This window comes from Methyloversatilis sp. MC4-4, from assembly GCF_049843555.1.
Classification (GTDB): domain Bacteria; phylum Pseudomonadota; class Gammaproteobacteria; order Burkholderiales; family Rhodocyclaceae; genus Methyloversatilis; species Methyloversatilis discipulorum_B.
Genome location: NZ_JBBHZK010000003.1, coordinates 67,591 through 84,706, shown reverse-complemented (window position 1 = coordinate 84,706; position 17,116 = coordinate 67,591). Strand labels below are relative to the sequence as shown.

The following is a 17,116-nucleotide window of genomic DNA, read 5'->3' as shown; positions in this document are numbered from 1 at the left end:
TGAACGCTCCCATGCACAAGATCACCGACGACGTCCGCATCAAGGAAATCCGCGAACTTCTGCCGCCCGCGCACGTGCTGCGCGAACTGCCGGCCAGCGATGTGGCGTCCGAAACGACGTTTGCCGCGCGCCAGGCCATCCACCGCATCCTGCGCGGCGCCGACGACCGCCTGCTGGTGGTGATCGGCCCCTGCTCGATCCACGACTACAAGGCCGGCATGGAATACGCGAAGCTGCTGAAAGCGCAGCGCGAGCGTCTTTCGGCCGACCTCGAAATCGTCATGCGCGTCTATTTCGAGAAGCCGCGGACCACGGTGGGCTGGAAGGGGCTGATCAACGACCCCTATCTGGACAACAGCTTCAAGATCAACGACGGCCTGCGCCTGGCGCGCCGCATCCTGCTGGAAGTGAACGAGCAGGGCCTGCCGGCCGGCACCGAATTCCTCGACACCATCACGCCGCAGTACACGGCCGACCTCGTGGCCTGGGGCGCCATCGGCGCGCGCACGACGGAGAGCCAGGTGCACCGCGAACTGGCGTCCGGCCTGTCCTGCCCGGTCGGCTTCAAGAACGGCACCGACGGCAATGTGCGCATCGCCTCCGACGCGATCAAGTCGGCACAGTCGCCGCACGTGTTCCTGTCGGTGACGAAGGCCGGCCACTCGGCCATCGTGTCGACCGCCGGCAACGAGGACTGCCACGTCATCCTGCGCGGCGGCAAGGAGCCCAACTACGACGCCGAGGCGGTCGAGAAGGTGTGCCGCGAACTGGCCGCCGCCGGCGTGCCGGCCAAGGTGATGATCGACTTCTCGCACGCCAACAGCCGCAAGCAGTGCGCGCTGCAGATGGACGTCGCGCGCGACGTCGCGGCGCAGATGGCCTGCGGCGAGGACCGCATCTTCGGCGTCATGGTCGAATCGCATCTGAAGGAAGGCCGTCAGGATCTGGTCGCCGGCAAGGAGCCGGAATACGGCATGAGCATCACCGACGCCTGCCTGGGCTGGGAAAAGAGCGTCGAACTGCTCGACATCCTGGCCGAAGCCGTGCGCGCACGTCGCCGTGCGCTGGCCGACCGCGACTGATCGGTGAATACGCTGTTCGCTACGGCGCCGGCGTCCAGCTGGCGCCGTTTCTATTTCATCAGCCTGCTGCTGACGTTGGTTTTCCGCGGCTGGCTGGGTGCGGTGCTGCCCTTCACCGGCGACGAAGCCTATTTCTACTGGTGGGGCAAGATCCCGGCCGGCGGCTTCTACGACCATCCGCCCATGGTGGGCTGGTGGCTGGCGGCGCTGATATCGGTGTCGGAAGCCGAGTGGTGGCTGCGCCTGCCGGCCATCCTGCAGCCGGCACTGCTGTCCTTCATGCTGCTCGCCTTCCTGCGCGACGATGCCGCCGCCACACGCTGGGGCGCGGCCACGCTGATGCTGCTGGCGCCGGCCAGCGTGCTCGACGTGCTTATCACGACCGACATTCCGCTGGTGTATTTCAGCGTTGCGTCGGCGCTGCTGTTCCTGCGCGCGCAGCGCACAAGGTCGATGCCGGCCTTCGCGCTGGCCGGCCTGCTGCTCGGCGGCGCCTTCCTGTCCAAGTATTTCGCCGTGCTGCTCGGCCTGGCCTACATCGTGTGGGCGCTGTGGCGGCCGGCGGCGTGGAAATGGAAGGGGCTGGCGCTGCTCGTGCTGTGCGCGTTGCCGGCGGGGCTGTACAACGCGTGGTGGAACAGCCAGCACTGCTGGGCCAACGTGATGTTCAACGTGTTCAATCGCCACGGTGGCGCCGGGTTGTCGTGGAAGACGCCGCTGATGTACGCCGGCATGATGCTGTGGCTGCTGACGCCGATGGTGGTGTGGCGCCTGCTGCGGGCGCCCGGTGCCTGGATGCGCCAGGCCGCGCTGCCGGCGCTGGTGGTGGTGCCGCTGGCAGTGTTTGGTCTGCTGTCGCTGGTCAAGACCATAGGCCTGCACTGGGTGTTCTCCTTCGTGCCGCTGGCTTTCCTGATGTATGCACGCGCGGTGCCCGACGGCGTGCTGCGCCGTACCCGCAACATCACTGCGATACTGGCGCTGCTGCACGTGGCCGGCGTGGTCGCGGTAGCGACGCAGCCGGTCGACAGCTGGGCGCAGCGGCTGGGGCCGCGCAAGTACGCCGGCGTCGTGCAGACGGTGAAGGCGGACGAGGTGATCGCCGCGCTGGGCAGCGACGTCGAGCGCTACGTGCTGATGACCGACGGCTATTCGCCCTCGGTCACGCTGGGCTACAACCACGGCCGTTACTGGCCGGTGTTCGGCCCGGCGTCCAGCCATGCGCGGCACGACGACGTGCTGACCGATTTCCGCGCGCTGGCCGGTCGCGACATCCTGATCCTGAGCAAGGAGAAGCCGGACCTCGCCGACTACACGCCGTATTTCCGCGAGGTCAGCGAGGACACGCTGCAGGTGCGCGGTGCCACCTTCTGGCGCATCCGTGGCCACGGTTTCGACTACGCGGCCTACCATGCAGGCGTGCTGGAGCCGGCGCGCCGCCTCTGGTATGCAATACCGAAGTGGCTGCCGGACTGCGGCTGCTATTTCGAGGAACGCTACTTCAACTGAGACCGCGATGATCGTCGCCGCCCTGCAGCTGATGCGTCCGAAGCAGTGGGTGAAGAACGGCTTCGTGTTCTTCGGCCTGCTGTTCGGACACGCCTGGCATCAGGCCGCCATGGTGCAGTCGGCGTTGCTGGCCTTCGCCGCCTTCTGCCTGATGTCCAGTGCCGTATACGCGCTGAACGATTTCCGCGACGTCGCGCAGGACCGACTGCACCCGGTCAAGCGGCGGCGTCCGCTGGCCTCCGGCGCGCTGTCGCCGTCGGTGGCGGTGCTGCTGATGGGGGCGCTGTCCGCAAGTTCGCTCGCGCTGGCCTGGCAGGTCGGCGACATGCTGGTGTGGCTGCTGTGCATCTACGGGCTGCTCAACCTCGGCTACAGCTACGGCCTGAAACGCGTCGTCGTGCTCGACGTGTTCCTGATCAGTGCCGGCTTCATGCTGCGCCTGCTGGCCGGTACCACCGGCCTCGGCATCCCGCCGTCGAACTGGCTGCTGATGTGCGGCCTGCTACTGACGCTTTTCCTCGGCTTCGCCAAGCGGCGCGCCGAAATGATGCTGATGGAGGAGGGCGGTGGCGCACACCGCAAGGTGCTGGACCAGTACTCGGCCGCGCTGCTCGACCAGTTCATCACCATCAGTGGCGCCTGCGCCGTAGTGGCCTACGCGCTCTACACGGTGGACGAGGACACCGTGCGCACCCACGGCACCGGCGACCTGATCTACACCCTGCCTTTCGTGCTGTACGGCCTGTTCCGCTACCTCTATCTGCTGCATCGGCAGGGCGGCGGCGGCGATCCGTCGCACGACCTGTTTCGCGATGCCCACCTGATCGTCGCGATGGCAGGCTGGGTGGTCGTCACCGTCCTCATCCTGCGCTGATCAGCCGGTCAGCGGCTCGACCGTCGCGTCCTGCCGCCACAGGCGCTGCAGCGCGGCGCTGCGTTGCGTCGGCGGCGCGCTGCTCCAGAAACGTTCTCCGCCGTGATGGCCGCTGCGCAGCAGGCCGGCCCGGCCGAGCGCGCGTGCGAGCTGGCGGGCGACAGCATCTCCGGTGTCGATCACGCGCACCGAGGGTCCGGCCGCCTGTTCGATCAGCGGGCGCAGGAAGGGGTAATGGGTGCAGCCGAGCACGATCACGTCGGCGCCCTCGGCGATCAGCGGCTCGACGTGCGAGGCCACCAGCGCACGCGTGGCCGGCGTGTCGAAGTCGCCGCGCTCGACCGCCTCGACCAGACCGCTGCCGGGCCGGGTCACCACGTGGATGTCGCGGCCGAAGGTGTCGAGCAGTGCTGCGAAACGACTGCTGGCCAGTGTGCCGGTTGTGGCCAGCACGCCGACCGTGCCGGTCTTCGTCGCCGCCACCGCCGGTTTGACCGCCGGTTCCATGCCGATGATGGGCAGTGCCGGCCAGCGCTCGCGCAGCGCCTGCGCGGCCGCCGCGGTGGCCGTGTTGCAGGCGATCAGCAGCGCCTTGGCGCCATGGTCGAGCAGGAACTCGCCCAGCACCGCGCTGCGCGCGCGTATCCACTCGGTGCTGCGCTCGCCATAGGGGGCGAAGCCGGAATCGGCGACGTACAGGAAATCCTCGGCCGGCAGCGCTGCGCGCGCGTGGCGCAGCACCGACAGGCCGCCAAGGCCGGAGTCGAATACGCCTATCGGCGCGTCGGGATTGCTGGTCACGGGCAGTGCTCGGTCGCGGACGTGTCCGCGGCCATCCCTTCAGTCCGTCCCGCCCTCGTGGGCGCGACCGCGCTGCCACAGCACGTCGCCGCAGCCGGCCAGCCGGTTGTAGGTGCGGCCAAGCACGAACAGCAGGTCGGACAGACGGTTCAGATACTGCCTGCTCGCCTCCGACACCTTGCCTTCGCTCGCCGCGGTGATCACCGCGCGTTCGGCGCGGCGGCAGATGGTGCGGGCGAGGTGGGCATGGGCGGCCGCACGGGTGCCGCCGGGCAGGATGAATTCCTTCAGCGGCGTCAGTTCGGCGTTCAGGCGTTCGAGTTCGGCATCGAGGCGCGCCACCTGTTCGGTCTTGATCAGGTGATAGCCGGGGATGGCCAGTTCGCCGCCGAGGTCGAACAGGTCGTGCTGGATTTCGGTCAGCAGCGCCGACAGATCGGTCGGCATGTCTTCGCACAGCAGCACGCCGATCGCGCTGTTCAGTTCGTCGACGTCGCCGAGCGCGTGTATCCGCGCACTGGATTTGGAAACCCGGGTGCCGTCGCCGAGGCCGGTTTCGCCGCCGTCGCCGGTGCGGGTGGCAATCTTGGATAGTCGATGACCCATGGCGTGTGATGACTTGGATAAGAGGTATTGATTATAAGTGCGCGCAAATATAAGGCCGGCGCACGCTAGAATTGCACATCATCCCATGCTGGCGCCCACCCCGCGACAGCCGGATATGCGGGCGGCCATCACCCGGCAGCGCTGCGCGGTTCATGCACATACACGCAGACCACACATCCCCCGCAAACGAACAGACCAGACGGAGTTGCCGTGAGTACCCCCGAACCGAAAGATTTCCTGAACAAGCTGTTCCAGGCGGCGTTCGACGCTGCCAATCCCGACCTGTGCGTGCCGGCCAATCTGCCGCCGCCGCCCAAGGGCCGCACCATCGTCGTCGGCGCCGGCAAGGCCGCGGCGTCGATGGCGCTGGCGGTCGAGAAGAACTGGTCGGGCGACCTGTCCGGGCTGGTCGTGACCCGCTACGGTCACGGCGCACCGTGCCAGCGCATCGAGGTGGTCGAGGCGTCGCACCCGGTGCCTGATGCGGCCGGCCAGCAGGCGGCGAAGCGCATTCTCGACAAGGTGCAGGGCCTGAGCGAGGACGACCTGGTGATCGCCCTGATCTCTGGCGGTGGCTCGGCGCTGCTGTCGGCACCGGCCGAAGGCCTGACGCTGGAAGACAAGCAGGCCGTGAACCGCGCACTGCTGGCCAGCGGCGCCGCCATCCAGGAGATGAATTGCGTGCGCAAGCACCTGTCGTCGATGAAGGGCGGCCGGCTGGCGCAGGCCGCCTACCCGGCACGCGTGTTTACGCTGGTCATTTCCGACGTGCCGGGCGACGATCCGGCGGTGGTCGCCTCCGGCCCGACGGTGCCGGATACCACCACGCGCGAGGACGCGCTGGCCATCATCCGTCGCTACAACATCGAAGTGCCGGCGGCCGTCATGGCCTGGCTGGCGAAGCCTGAATCGGAAACGCCGAAGGCCGACGACCCGCGTCTGGCGCGCTGCGAAACCCGGGTCATTTCCACTGCCCAGGCGTCGCTGCTGGCGGCCGCCGAAGTGGCACGCGCGCACGGTGTGACACCGTTGGTGCTGGGCGACATGATCGAAGGTGAATCGAGCGACGCCGGCAAGGTGCTGGCTGGCATTGCCAAGGCGTGTGCGATCAACGGCACGCCGGTGCAGCCGCCCTGCGTGCTGCTGTCAGGCGGTGAAACCACGGTCACGCTGGGCCAGATCAAGCCCGGTCAGAAGCCGCGCGGCGGTCGCAACTCGGAATTCCTGCTGTCGCTGGCGATCGCACTGGACGGCATGAAAGGCATCCACGCGGTGTCGGGCGACACCGACGGCATCGACGGCAGCGAGGACAACGCCGGCGCCATCGTCACCGACGACACGCTGGCCCGTGCCCGCGCCGCCGGCATCGACGCCCGCACGATGCTGGACCAGCACGACGCCTACGGTTTCTTCCTCGGCATCGACGACCTCATCGTGACCGGCCCGACGCTGACCAACGTCAACGATTTCCGCGCCATCTACGTCGAAAAGAAGGTCTGAACGACCTCGGCTCTCCCCGGAAACGGCGCCTGCGGGCGCCGTTTCTTTTGCCGCCTCCGGAAGCGCAGTCGCGAGCCGGGGTCTTGTGGGAGGGGTCTTCTGAGCCCGACAGCGGCCTGTATCGGGAGCCGGCGCGGTTTCCGACGCCGCATTACGAGCAGAGGTGACTTCCACGGACAGCGATCCCGCGCTGCAGGAGGCGCCGCCCGGGCACTGCGGGTATCATCTGCCGCCTGTCTCTGCCCCACCGGAAGCCGCCATGAGCGCTCTGCCACAGGCCCACGAAGCCGCCGCTGTTCCGCCACTCGGAAGTACCGACCGCCCGGCCCTGATCGCCGAACTGGCGCGTGTCCTGCCGGAGGACTGTCTGATCACCGACCTTGGCCGTCTGCGCGCCTACGAATGCGACGGCCTGATGCTGATGCGCGAGATGCCGCTGGCGGTTGCGCTGCCGACCACCGAAGCGCAGGTGATCGCGGTGCTGCGCACCTGTCACCGCCTCGGCGTGCCGGTGGTGCCGCGTGGCGCCGGCACCGGCCTGTCGGGCGGTGCGACGCCGCACAAGCAGGGCGTGGTGCTGTCGACGGCGCGGCTGAACCGCATCGTGTCGGTCGACCGCCTCGCCCAGCAGGCCGTCGTTCAGCCGGGCGTGCGCAACCTCGCCGTATCCGAAGCGGCGGCGCCTTACGGTCTTTACTACGCGCCGGACCCGTCGTCGCAGATCGCCTGCAGCATCGGCGGCAATGTGGCCGAGAACTCGGGCGGCGTGCACTGCCTGAAGTACGGTCTGACCGTGCATAACGTGCTGCGCGTGCGGATGGTGACGATGGCGGGCGAAGTGATGGAAATCGGCAGCGCCGCGCCAGACAGCCCCGGTTACGACCTGCTGGCCGTGACCATCGGTTCGGAGGGCCTGCTCGGCGTGGTGACCGAAGTGACGGTGAAACTGGTGCCCAAGCCGCGCGTGGCACGCTGCGTGTTGGCCGCCTTCGACGACATCCGCCGCGCCGGTCAGGCGGTGGCCGACATCATCGCCGCCGGCATCATCCCGGCCGGGCTGGAAATGATGGACCAGGCCACTGCGGCCGCGGTCGAGCAGTTCGTGCATGCCGGCTACCCGCTGGACGCGGCGGCCATCCTGCTGTGCGAATCCGACGGCACCGAAGAGGAGGTGCAGGACGAGATCGCCCGCGTACGTGTACTGCTCGACACTGCGGGGGCAACCGAAATCCGCATTTCCAGCGATGAGGCCGAGCGGCTGCGCTTCTGGGCCGGCCGCAAGGCGGCCTTCCCGGCGGCGGGACGCATCTCGCCCGACTACTACTGCATGGACGGCACCATTCCGCGCAAGCGGCTGGCCGAGATGCTGGAGGCGATGGAGGTCATGGCGAAGAAGTACGGCCTGGGCCTGCTCAACGTGTTCCATGCCGGCGACGGCAACCTGCATCCGCTCATCCTGTTCGATTCGAACGACCCGGATTCGGTGCATCGCGCAGAAGCCTTCGGCGTCGAAATCCTCGAACTGTCGGTGGCGCTGGGTGGCACCATCACCGGCGAGCACGGGGTGGGTCTGGAGAAGATCAACCAGATGTGCAGCCAGTTCGCCTCCGACGAGCTCGACATGTTCCACCGCGTGAAAGCGGCCTTCGACCCGGCCGGCCTGATGAATCCAGGCAAGGCAGTGCCGACGCTGCACCGCTGCGCCGAAATGGGCCGCATGCACGTGCATCACGGCGAACTGCCCCATCCCGAACTGCCGCGTTTCTGACCATGACTCACTCTCTTCATGCAGTGCTGCGCGAGCAGGTGCTGGAGGCCGCTGCGCACGGTCGCGCACTGCGTCCGCATGGCAGCGGCTCCAAGGACTTCCTCGCCCAGTCGCTTGGCGGCGTGCCGCTGGACATGCGCGGTGCGCAGGGCGTCATCGCCTACGAACCGTCCGAGCTCTACATCACCGCTCATGCCGGCACCCGTCTGTCGGCGATCGAGCGCCTGCTGGCCGAGCACGGCCAGATGCTGGCGTTCGAAGCGCCGCACTTCGGCCCGTACGCGACGCTGGGCGGCGCCCTGGCCAGCGGGCTGTCCGGGCCGCGCCGCATCAGTGCCGGCAGCCTGCGCGATTTCGTGCTCGGCGTGACACTGATGGACGGACAGGGCCGCGTGCTGCGTTTCGGCGGTCAGGTCATGAAGAACGTCGCCGGCTTCGACGTGTCGCGCCTGATCGCCGGCAGCTTCGGCACGCTGGGTCTGGTGCTCGAGGTGACGCTGAAGGTGCTGCCGCGACCGCAGGCGGAACAGACGCGCGTGCTGGTGCTCGACGAGGCGCAGGCGCTGACCCGCATGCGCGAGTGGGGCGCCCAGCCGCTGCCCGTGTCGGCCACGGCCTGGCTGGACGGTCGGCTGGCCGTTCGACTGTCGGGCGCGCAGACAGCGCTCGATGCGGCCGTGCGCAACATCGGCGGCGACCCGCTCGATGCGACCGACGCTGCTGCGCTGTGGCAGTCGATGCGCGAACAGACGCACGATTTCTTCGCCGGCGACACGCCGCTGTGGCGCCTGTCGTTGCCGCCGATGACGCCGGTGCTGCCGCTCGACGGCCCCCGTCTGATCGAGTGGAACGGCATGCAGCGCTGGCTGCGCAGCGATGTCGACGCCGACGCGCTGCGTCACGCAGTGAAAGCTGTCGGCGGTTACGCGACGCTGTTCCGCGGCGGCAGTACCGTCGATCGCGCGCTCGGTGTGTTCGAGCCGCTGGCCCCTGAAGTGATGGCGGTGCATCGCCGCCTGAAGCAGGCTTTCGACCCGTCCGGCGTGTTCAGCCCCGGACGCCTGTACGCTGAACTGTGAGCGCCGACTGATGCAGACCGGACTGGCCGATTTCATCCGCAACACCCCCGAAGGCGACGCCGCCGACACCCTGCTGCGCAAGTGCGTGCACTGCGGTTTCTGCAACGCCACCTGTCCCACCTATCAGCTGCTGGGCGACGAGCTCGACGGTCCGCGTGGCCGCATCTACCTGATGAAGCAGATGCTCGAAGGCGAAGTGCCGGCCGACACCGTGCTGCCTCACCTCGACCGCTGCCTCACCTGCCGCAATTGCGAATCGACCTGTCCGTCCGGTGTGCGCTACAGCGAACTGGTCGACATCGGACGCGCGGTGGCCGAGCGGCGTGCGAAGCGCCCGCTGGCGCAGCGCGCGAAGCGCTGGCTGCTGCGCGAAGGGCTGTCGCGTCCGGCGGTGTTCAACACCGCACTGGCCCTCGGCCGGCTCGCCAAGCCGCTGCTGCCGGCCGCGCTGGCCGCCAAGGTGGCTGACGCGCGCAGCGCTGGCGCCTGGCCGCCGGTGCGCCATCAGCGCCGCATGCTGGTGCTGGCGGGCTGCGTGCAGCCGGCGCTGATGCCGGACGTGAATGCCGCGGCGGCGCGCGTGCTCGACCTGCTCGGCATTTCGCTGATCGAGATCGCGCGTGCCGGTTGCTGCGGCGCGCTGCGTTTCCACCTGAACGACCAGGACGGCGGTCGCCAGGACATGCGTGCGCTGATCGACGCCTGGTGGCCAGCGATCGAGCGTGGCGACGTCGAGGCCATCGTGATGACGGCCTCCGGTTGCGGCAGCACGGTACGCGAGTATGGCCACCTGCTGGCCGATGACCCGCTTTACGCCGAGCGCGCGGCGAAGGTGGCGGCGATGACGCGCGACCTGTCCGAAATCCTGGCTGCGGAGCGCGTGCAGATCGAAGGGCTGTTCGCCGCCGGTGGCACCGGGCGTCGCCCGCTTGCCTACCATCCGCCCTGTTCGCTTCAGCACGGTCAGCAGGTGCGCGGACACGCCGAAGCGCTGCTGCGCGCCGCCGGCTACGACTTGAAACCGGTCGCCGACAGCCACCTGTGCTGTGGATCGGCCGGCAGCTATTCGCTGCTGCAGCCGGCGCTCGCGACGACGCTGCGCGACAACAAGCTGCGCTCGCTGCAGGCCGAACAGCCGGCCGGCATTGCCAGTGCCAACGTCGGCTGCATCGCCCACCTGCAGACCGGGACCGCGACGCCGGTGCGCCACTGGATAGAGTGGCTCGATCAGGCGCTCACCTAGGGTCTGTTGCCATTGAATCGCGGGCGGCCCAGGATCCGTGGCCCGCGGATCCGGGTGCGTTCCGCTGCTCAAGTCCTGTCGGCGGCTGCCGTTAATGCTCGCAGCCCGCAATACAGTTCCGAGTGAGCCCGCCATGCAGCAAACAGCCGTACACGCACCCGAAGTCATCGACGCCGTACTCGAATCGTCCGCCGTCCTCCTTCCATCGAAGCCCCGCCTGCTGCTCGAAATCGAAAACCTGATGCGCAATCCGGATTTCGAGGTCGGCCTCCTCGCCGAGAGCATTTCGCGCGACCCTGGCGTGCTGGCTGCGCTGTTCAAGGTGTGCCGCTCGCCCGCCTACGGGCGCGGCCGTGCGCCCGCCAACGCCGAACAGGTACTGATGCGCATCGGTCTCAACCAGACCATCAATCTGGTGCGCGGCATTTCGATCCGTCAGGCGGCAGGCGGTCCGGGGCCGCAGATGGAGCGCTTCTGGCAGCGCTGCGAAACGATTGCCAGCCTGGCCTCGCAGATCGCCGGCGAACGCGTCGCGGTCTGCAACGTGTTTCCCGATCAGGCCTATCTGGCCGCCATGTTTCACGACTGCGGCGTTCCCCTGCTGACGCAGCGCTTCGCTGACTACTGGACGACGCTGAATCTGGACGAGGAGTCCTACTGGGTCGATACCGGTCTGGAGAACGTCCGCTACCGGCTCGATCATGCGACCGTGGGTTACTGGGTCGCCCGCAACTGGGGCTTGCCGGAGTTGATCGTTCAGGCCATCCGCTACCACCACGAAATGCCGGAAGACGACACCTACGGCCTGCGCAGCACGATAGGCATCGTCGCGCTGGCGACGCACATCTATCTGCTCAACAAGGGCTTGCCGGACCCGATCTGGAGCATGCGTTCGGGCGAGGTGCTGGAGGAGCTTGGCATACACGCGAGTGCGCTCGACGAGTACATCGACGAGATCAACGACCAGTACGTGAGCTTCTCGTTGTGAAGAATCGTGAAATTGCACCTGTGCTTGCAGACATGAACAGCTGCTTACACGAGCGTGTGCTGTTGAGAAGCTAGAATCGGCTACAGGTATCCGGAAAGCTTCATGGCGCTCAAACTAGACAGCTGCGTCGCGCAGCACATCGGCGATCGCAAGGAACAGCAGGATCGCGCAGCGGTGTTTCCGCATTCCCGTCACAAGGGCATGCTGATGGCCGTGCTCGCCGACGGCATGGGCGGCCACAGCGGTGGCGCGATGGCGGCCGAGCAGGTCGTACATAAGGCGCGCGAGAACTTCGAGAGCTTCGCTCCGGCGATCGAGTCGCCGCACGATCTGCTGCGCAGCGTGGTCGAGGAATCGCACGTCGTCATCAAGCTCACCCGCTTCACGTCCGAGCAGGATCCGCATTCCACCGCCTGCGTGCTGCTGATGAACGGTGGCCGTGCCGACTGGGCGCATTGCGGCGATTCGCGCATCTACCATTTCCGTGACGACAAGCTGGTCAGCTGCAGCAAGGACCATTCGCTGGTGGGCGAACTGATGCGTCAGGGGCGCCTCGACGAAGAGGGCGCCAAGACGCACCCGCAGCGCAACCTGCTGCTGCATTGCCTCGGCGCGCAGAAGGAACCGGTGATCGACTTCGGCGGCACCGACACGCTGTCCGACGGGGACACTTTCGTCATCTGCTCCGACGGTCTGTGGGCCTATTTTTCCGATGAGGAAATGGGTGGCGTGCTCTCCGTGTACTCGGCGCGCGAGGCAGCCGAAGTGTTCATCAAGCGCGCACGCGAACGCGGTCGCCCGACCGGCGACAACGTGTCGCTCATCATCATCAAGCTGGTGGACGTCGAGGCCCGGCAGAAGGCCGAACAGGACCGTCTGGACGCCGCCCGGCGCAAGCTGGGAAAACTGCCGGCCTGACCGTGAGCGTCCTGCCACGCTGACCGCGGCGGCACCCCCCGCACTTGAATGCAAGCCCCGTGTTGCAACGCAACACGGGGCTTTTCTTTTGTCAATAACCTTCCGTGGTTCTGGCATGATGCGGCGCAACGTGCATCTTTTTTGGCGCAAAGTGCTGCGCCGTGAAGCCTGGCACGCTAGACTGCGCGCTCCGGAAGGCAGGAGAAGACGCACCGGCAGGTGCTCCGAGCGGGCTGTCATGCGCCTGTCGCCGGATCGGTCATGTGCGGCCAGGGGCCGTTTTCGAACAGGGGGTACGATCCTTACAGCGGCGCCTTCGTGGATTTGATGGCCATGGTGGTGCCCGAAGCCTTGCCCGTGATCCGCGATACCTCTGGGCCATCGACAGAACCGCTGCCGAAGGGCGTGTCCGCACGCCAGCGTGCACTGGGGGCGCCAACTGCACAAGGCCGCTATTGACTGTGTCTTCAGTGTTCGGTGCAGGCTGACGGTTCCGCCACTGCTTCCGCTCCCTGATGCGCCATTGCGCAGCAACTGACCGAATTCCAACAAATCGACCGAGGACCTACCCATGACTTCTGGCGCATCGAACGACAACGCCGCGGCCAGCGCGGCAGCCCCCACGCCGCAGCGCATCGGCGTTCCCCGAGAGATCTTCCCGGGCGAAAAGCGCGTAGCCACCGTGCCAGACGTGGTGACCAAACTGGCCAAGCTGGGTTTTAGCGTGGTCGTGGAGACCGGCGCGGGTGATCTGGCCGACCTGTCCGACGACGCCTACCGCGAAGCGGGCGCCAGCATCGCCGGTTCTGCGACCGAGCTGTGGAGCAGCGCCGACATCGTGTTCAAGGTGCGTCCGCCGACCGCCGACGAGGTGGCGCTGATGCACGAAGGGCAGACCCTGATCGGCTTCGTCTGGCCGGCGCAGAACCCGGAGTTGATGCAGCAGCTGGCGGCGAAAAAGGTCACCGTGCTGGCCATCGACGCGCTGCCGCGCACGCTCAGCCGCGCGCAGAAGATGGACGCGCTGACCTCCATGGCCGGCGTCAGCGGCTACCGCGCGGTGGTCGAGGCGGCCAACGCCTTCGGGCGCTTCTTCAATGGCCAGATCACCGCCGCGGGCAAGGTGCCGCCGGCCAAGGTGTTCATTGCCGGTGCCGGTGTGGCCGGCCTGGCCGCCATTGGTGCGGCGGCCAGCCTGGGCGCCATCGTGCGCGCCAACGACACCCGCGCCGAGGTGGCCGACCAGGTCGTCTCGCTGGGTGGCGAGTTCGTCAAGGTCGATTACGAGGAAGAGGGCTCGGGCGGCGGCGGCTACGCCAAAGTCATGAGCGAAGGCTTCCAGGCCGCGCAGCGCGCCATGTACGCGCAGCAGGCCAAGGAGTGCGACATCATCATCACCACTGCGCTGATTCCCGGCAAGCCCGCACCCCGGCTGATCACCGCCGAGATGGTACAAAGCATGAAGCCCGGCAGCGTGATCGTGGACATGGCCGCCGAGCAGGGCGGCAACTGCGAACTCACCGAACCGGGCAAGGCCGTGGTCAAGCATGGCGTGACCATTGTCGGCTTCACCGACCTGGCCTCACGCATGGCACGCCAGTCGTCCACGCTTTATGGCACCAACCTGTTCCGCCTGACCGAAGAGTTGTGCAAGACCAAGGACGGTGTCATCAACGTCAACATGGACGACGATGCCATCCGTGGCCTGACCGTGATCAAGGACGGCGAGATCACCTGGCCGGCACCGCCCATCGCCGCCGCTCCGAAGCCCGCGCCCAAGCCGGCCGCGGCAGCGGTTGAAAAGAAGAGCGGTCATGGGCACGGCCCCGGCGGCCCGATGCCCGCCAAGACGCTGGCCATCATCTTCGCCGTGGGGGCTCTGGTGTTCGGGGCCATCGGTTCGTTCGCGCCGGCCGCGTTCCTGGGCCACTTCACGGTGTTTGTGCTGGCCTGCTTCATCGGCTACATGGTCGTCTGGAACGTCACGCCCGCGCTGCACACGCCGCTGATGAGCGTGACCAACGCCATCTCCAGCATCATCGTCATCGGTGCGCTGATCCAGATCGCGCCGCCCGATGCCGGTGCGAACGGTCGACCGGATCAGCTCATCCTCTGGCTCGCCTTCGCCGGCATCGTGCTGACCGCGATCAACATGTTCGGCGGCTTTGCCGTGACGCGCCGCATGCTGGCGATGTTCCAGAAGTAAGGACCCCGGGGACGGACCTTCGGCTCCGTCCCCGACCGATCAAGACAAGAAAGAGACGAGACACCCATGTCCCAAAGCCTTGCCACGGTGGCCTACCTCGGAGCCGCCATCCTGTTCATCCTCAGTCTTGGCGGCCTGTCCAACCCCGAATCATCGCGCCGCGGCAATCTGTACGGCATGGTCGGCATGGCGCTGGCCGTGCTCGCCACGGTCTTCGGGCCGCGCGTTTCACCCGCCGGCATTCCCTGGATCGTCGGCGCGCTGGTGGTGGGCGGCAGCATCGGCCTGTACGCCGCAAAGACCGTCAAGATGACCCAGATGCCCGAGCTGGTCGCGCTGATGCACAGCCTGGTCGGTCTGGCCGCTTGCCTGGTCGGCTTCGCCAGCTATGTCGACACGTCGCTGCAACTCGAAGGCGTCGAGAAAGTCATCCACGAAGTCGAAATCTACGTGGGCATCCTCATCGGTGCGGTCACCTTCTCAGGTTCGCTGATTGCCTTCGGCAAGCTCAACGGAAAGATCGGCGGCAAGCCCCTGCTGCTGCCTGCGCGTCACTGGCTCAACCTGATCGCGCTGCTGGTGGTGATCGGGTTCGGCCAGGTTTTCCTGAACGCGCACGACGTGCAGAGCGGTATGACGCCGCTGATCGTGATGACGGTGATCGCGTTGCTGTTCGGCGTGCACATGGTCATGGCCATCGGCGGCGCCGACATGCCGGTGGTCGTGTCCATGCTCAACAGCTACTCCGGCTGGGCGGCAGCCGCCACCGGCTTCATGCTCAGCAACGACCTGCTGATCGTCACCGGTGCGCTGGTCGGCTCATCGGGCGCCATCCTGTCCTACATCATGTGCAACGCGATGAACCGCAACTTCATCAGCGTGATCGCCGGTGGCTTCGGCAGTGGCGCAGGCAAGCCGGCCGCCAAGGCCGACGGCGCTGCCGCCGAGCCCCAGGGCGAGGTGACGCCCGTCAGCGCCACCGAGACCGCCGAGATGCTGCGCGAGGCCAAGAACGTGATCATCGTTCCCGGCTACGGCATGGCCGTCGCCCAGGCCCAGCACACGGTGTTCGAGATCACCCGCACCCTGCGCGAGAAGGGCGTGAACGTGCGCTTCGGCATCCACCCGGTGGCCGGCCGCATGCCAGGCCACATGAACGTGCTGCTGGCCGAAGCCAAGGTGCCCTACGACATCGTCTTCGAGATGGACGAACTCAACGAGGACTTCCCGGACACCGACGTGGCCATGGTCATTGGCGCCAACGACATCGTCAACCCGGCCGCGCAGGACGATCCGACCAGTCCGATCGCCGGCATGCCGGTGCTCGAAGTCTGGAAGGCCCGCACCAGCATCGTCATGAAGCGCTCCATGGCCAGCGGCTACGCGGGCGTGGACAACCCGCTGTTCTACAAGGACAACAACCGCATGCTGTTCGGCGACGCCAAGAAGATGCTCGACGAGATCCTGGTGGCGCTCAAGAGTTGATCGGACACGGTGTCGGGCCGGAAGGCCCGGCCCGACGTGCCAAGGCGGGCCCTGTGGCCCGCCTGTTAGGAGTTCTCGCAGGCTGACGTGGCGCTGGTGATCGGTGCAAACGACGTGGTGAACCCGGTCGCCCGTACCGACAAGACCAGCCCGATCTGCGGCATGCCGATTCTCAATGCCGACAAGGCGCAGAACGTCAGCGTGATCAAGCGCGGCAAGGGCGACGGCTATTCCGGCATCGAGAACGCGCTGTTCTTCGAGGACAACTGCCGCCTCTGCTACGGCTCGGCGCAGGGCGTGGTGGCGGAAATGATTGGCCACATCAAGGCGCTGAGCTGATCCTGTTCCACCGCCGGCAGAACCGCGTGTCCGCGAGAGCGGCGCGCGGTATTTTCTTTCGTGCTGCCGGAAAACCGCTTGTGGGTGCGTGTCCGTCATATGACAATCGGTGCCGTTCTTTCGTCCCGGTTCTTATCGATGACCCCACAACAGATCGTCGGTCTCGCGGTCAGACTCTTTGCCATCTGGCTGGGCGTCTGGGTGATCCAGATGTTCGGTATCGCGTATGCCGTGCGCGACAGCAGCAATGCCGGCATGAACGATTTGTACCTGATGTTCGCCGCGCTGTTCTCAGTCGTCGCGGTATTCATGTGGTTGTTTCCGATGGCGCTTGCACATCGGCTCGTACCGCGCACTCACCACGACAACCGGCTCACGCTGAACGGGCAACAGGTGATCGTCGTCGCCTGCGTGACGGTCGGACTGGCGGTGATCGGGCTCAAGGCACTCGAGCCTGCTCTGACCTATGCAATCAGCGCGGTGCACTTTCTGCGGAACGGCTATCAGCTGAGCGACCTGAGCGCTGATGCCCACGTGAGCGGAACTGCGGCGCTGGCACAGCTTGCTGTCGGTGCGATCATGGTGATGCAGGCCCGTCGTCTTGCCGGGTTCATCCTGCCTCCTCCGCCCGAAGCCGGCGCTGACGAGAGCAAGTCAGCCTGAGCTTTCCCGGCCCGATGGTTCTGCGTGCTGCTGCGGAGTACTCTTTGTATGCGGC

Annotated in this window: 14 protein-coding genes and 1 pseudogene; 13 read left to right on the top strand and 2 right to left on the bottom strand. The window is 66.9% G+C overall.

The annotated features are described in order from the left end of the window. The first annotated feature begins 11 nt into the window (after positions 1-11). From aroG to WDZ97_RS13440, 3 genes are read left to right on the top strand one after another with little or no spacing between them, the layout of a single operon-like run. Positions 12-1,082: a 3-deoxy-7-phosphoheptulonate synthase AroG gene (gene aroG / locus WDZ97_RS13450; RefSeq protein ID WP_020165651.1), complete on the top strand. Its 1,071-nt coding sequence runs from the start codon at positions 12-14 to the stop codon at positions 1,080-1,082. 3 nt (positions 1,083-1,085) lie between these two features. Continuing rightward, complete coding sequence (locus WDZ97_RS13445; protein WP_425763071.1) at positions 1,086-2,591, top strand: ArnT family glycosyltransferase; 1,506 nt, start codon at positions 1,086-1,088, stop codon at positions 2,589-2,591. Between the two features lie 7 nt (positions 2,592-2,598). Beyond that, positions 2,599-3,465: a decaprenyl-phosphate phosphoribosyltransferase gene (locus tag WDZ97_RS13440; RefSeq protein WP_425763070.1), complete on the top strand. Its 867-nt coding sequence runs from the start codon at positions 2,599-2,601 to the stop codon at positions 3,463-3,465. Here the strand turns inward: WDZ97_RS13440 and murI are convergent, their stop codons facing one another. Both murI and WDZ97_RS13430 read right to left on the bottom strand, forming a co-directional pair. After that, positions 3,466-4,266, bottom strand: coding sequence for a glutamate racemase (murI, locus tag WDZ97_RS13435; RefSeq protein WP_425763069.1), 801 nt, complete (start codon positions 4,264-4,266; stop codon positions 3,466-3,468). Positions 4,267-4,305: 39 nt separating this feature from the next. Further along, the gene (locus WDZ97_RS13430) at positions 4,306-4,872 is read right to left on the bottom strand and encodes a cob(I)yrinic acid a,c-diamide adenosyltransferase (protein ID WP_425763068.1); all 567 of its coding nucleotides are present in this window, start codon (positions 4,870-4,872) and stop codon (positions 4,306-4,308) included. A 210-nt stretch (positions 4,873-5,082) separates the two neighbouring features. On the opposite strand from WDZ97_RS13430, the gene WDZ97_RS13425 reads away from it, so the two are divergent. From WDZ97_RS13425 to WDZ97_RS13380, 10 genes and pseudogenes are all read left to right on the top strand, one after another. Continuing rightward, complete coding sequence (locus WDZ97_RS13425; protein WP_020165646.1) at positions 5,083-6,372, top strand: glycerate kinase type-2 family protein; 1,290 nt, start codon at positions 5,083-5,085, stop codon at positions 6,370-6,372. A gap of 259 nt (positions 6,373-6,631) precedes the next feature. Then, entirely contained in the window at positions 6,632-8,140 is a 1,509-nt protein-coding gene (locus tag WDZ97_RS13420) for an FAD-linked oxidase C-terminal domain-containing protein (protein WP_425763067.1), read from the top strand. Between the two features lie 2 nt (positions 8,141-8,142). After that, entirely contained in the window at positions 8,143-9,219 is a 1,077-nt protein-coding gene (glcE, locus tag WDZ97_RS13415) for a glycolate oxidase subunit GlcE (protein ID WP_425763066.1), read from the top strand. A 10-nt stretch (positions 9,220-9,229) separates the two neighbouring features. Continuing rightward, positions 9,230-10,462: a glycolate oxidase subunit GlcF gene (gene glcF / locus WDZ97_RS13410; protein ID WP_304001846.1), complete on the top strand. Its 1,233-nt coding sequence runs from the start codon at positions 9,230-9,232 to the stop codon at positions 10,460-10,462. A 133-nt stretch (positions 10,463-10,595) separates the two neighbouring features. Continuing rightward, a complete protein-coding gene (locus WDZ97_RS13405) occupies positions 10,596-11,450 on the top strand; it encodes an HDOD domain-containing protein (protein WP_425763065.1) in 855 nt (284 codons plus the stop codon). 102 nt (positions 11,451-11,552) lie between these two features. Further along, positions 11,553-12,368 carry a PP2C family protein-serine/threonine phosphatase gene (locus tag WDZ97_RS13400; protein ID WP_425763064.1) on the top strand — a complete coding sequence of 272 codons (816 nt, stop codon included), beginning with the start codon at positions 11,553-11,555 and terminating at the stop codon, positions 12,366-12,368. A 571-nt stretch (positions 12,369-12,939) separates the two neighbouring features. Continuing rightward, on the top strand, positions 12,940-14,574 hold the full coding sequence (locus WDZ97_RS13395) for a Re/Si-specific NAD(P)(+) transhydrogenase subunit alpha (protein WP_425763063.1): 1,635 nt from the start codon (positions 12,940-12,942) through the stop codon (positions 14,572-14,574). Positions 14,575-14,640: 66 nt separating this feature from the next. Beyond that, positions 14,641-16,059, top strand: coding sequence for a Re/Si-specific NAD(P)(+) transhydrogenase subunit beta (gene pntB / locus WDZ97_RS13390; protein ID WP_425763062.1), 1,419 nt, complete (start codon positions 14,641-14,643; stop codon positions 16,057-16,059). An 81-nt stretch (positions 16,060-16,140) separates the two neighbouring features. Then, positions 16,141-16,398, top strand: a pseudogene (locus WDZ97_RS13385) (NAD(P)(+) transhydrogenase (Re/Si-specific) subunit beta); the annotation flags it as partial. Between the two features lie 138 nt (positions 16,399-16,536). Next, on the top strand, positions 16,537-17,061 hold the full coding sequence (locus WDZ97_RS13380; protein WP_425763061.1) for a hypothetical protein: 525 nt from the start codon (positions 16,537-16,539) through the stop codon (positions 17,059-17,061). Positions 17,062-17,116 lie beyond the last annotated feature (55 nt).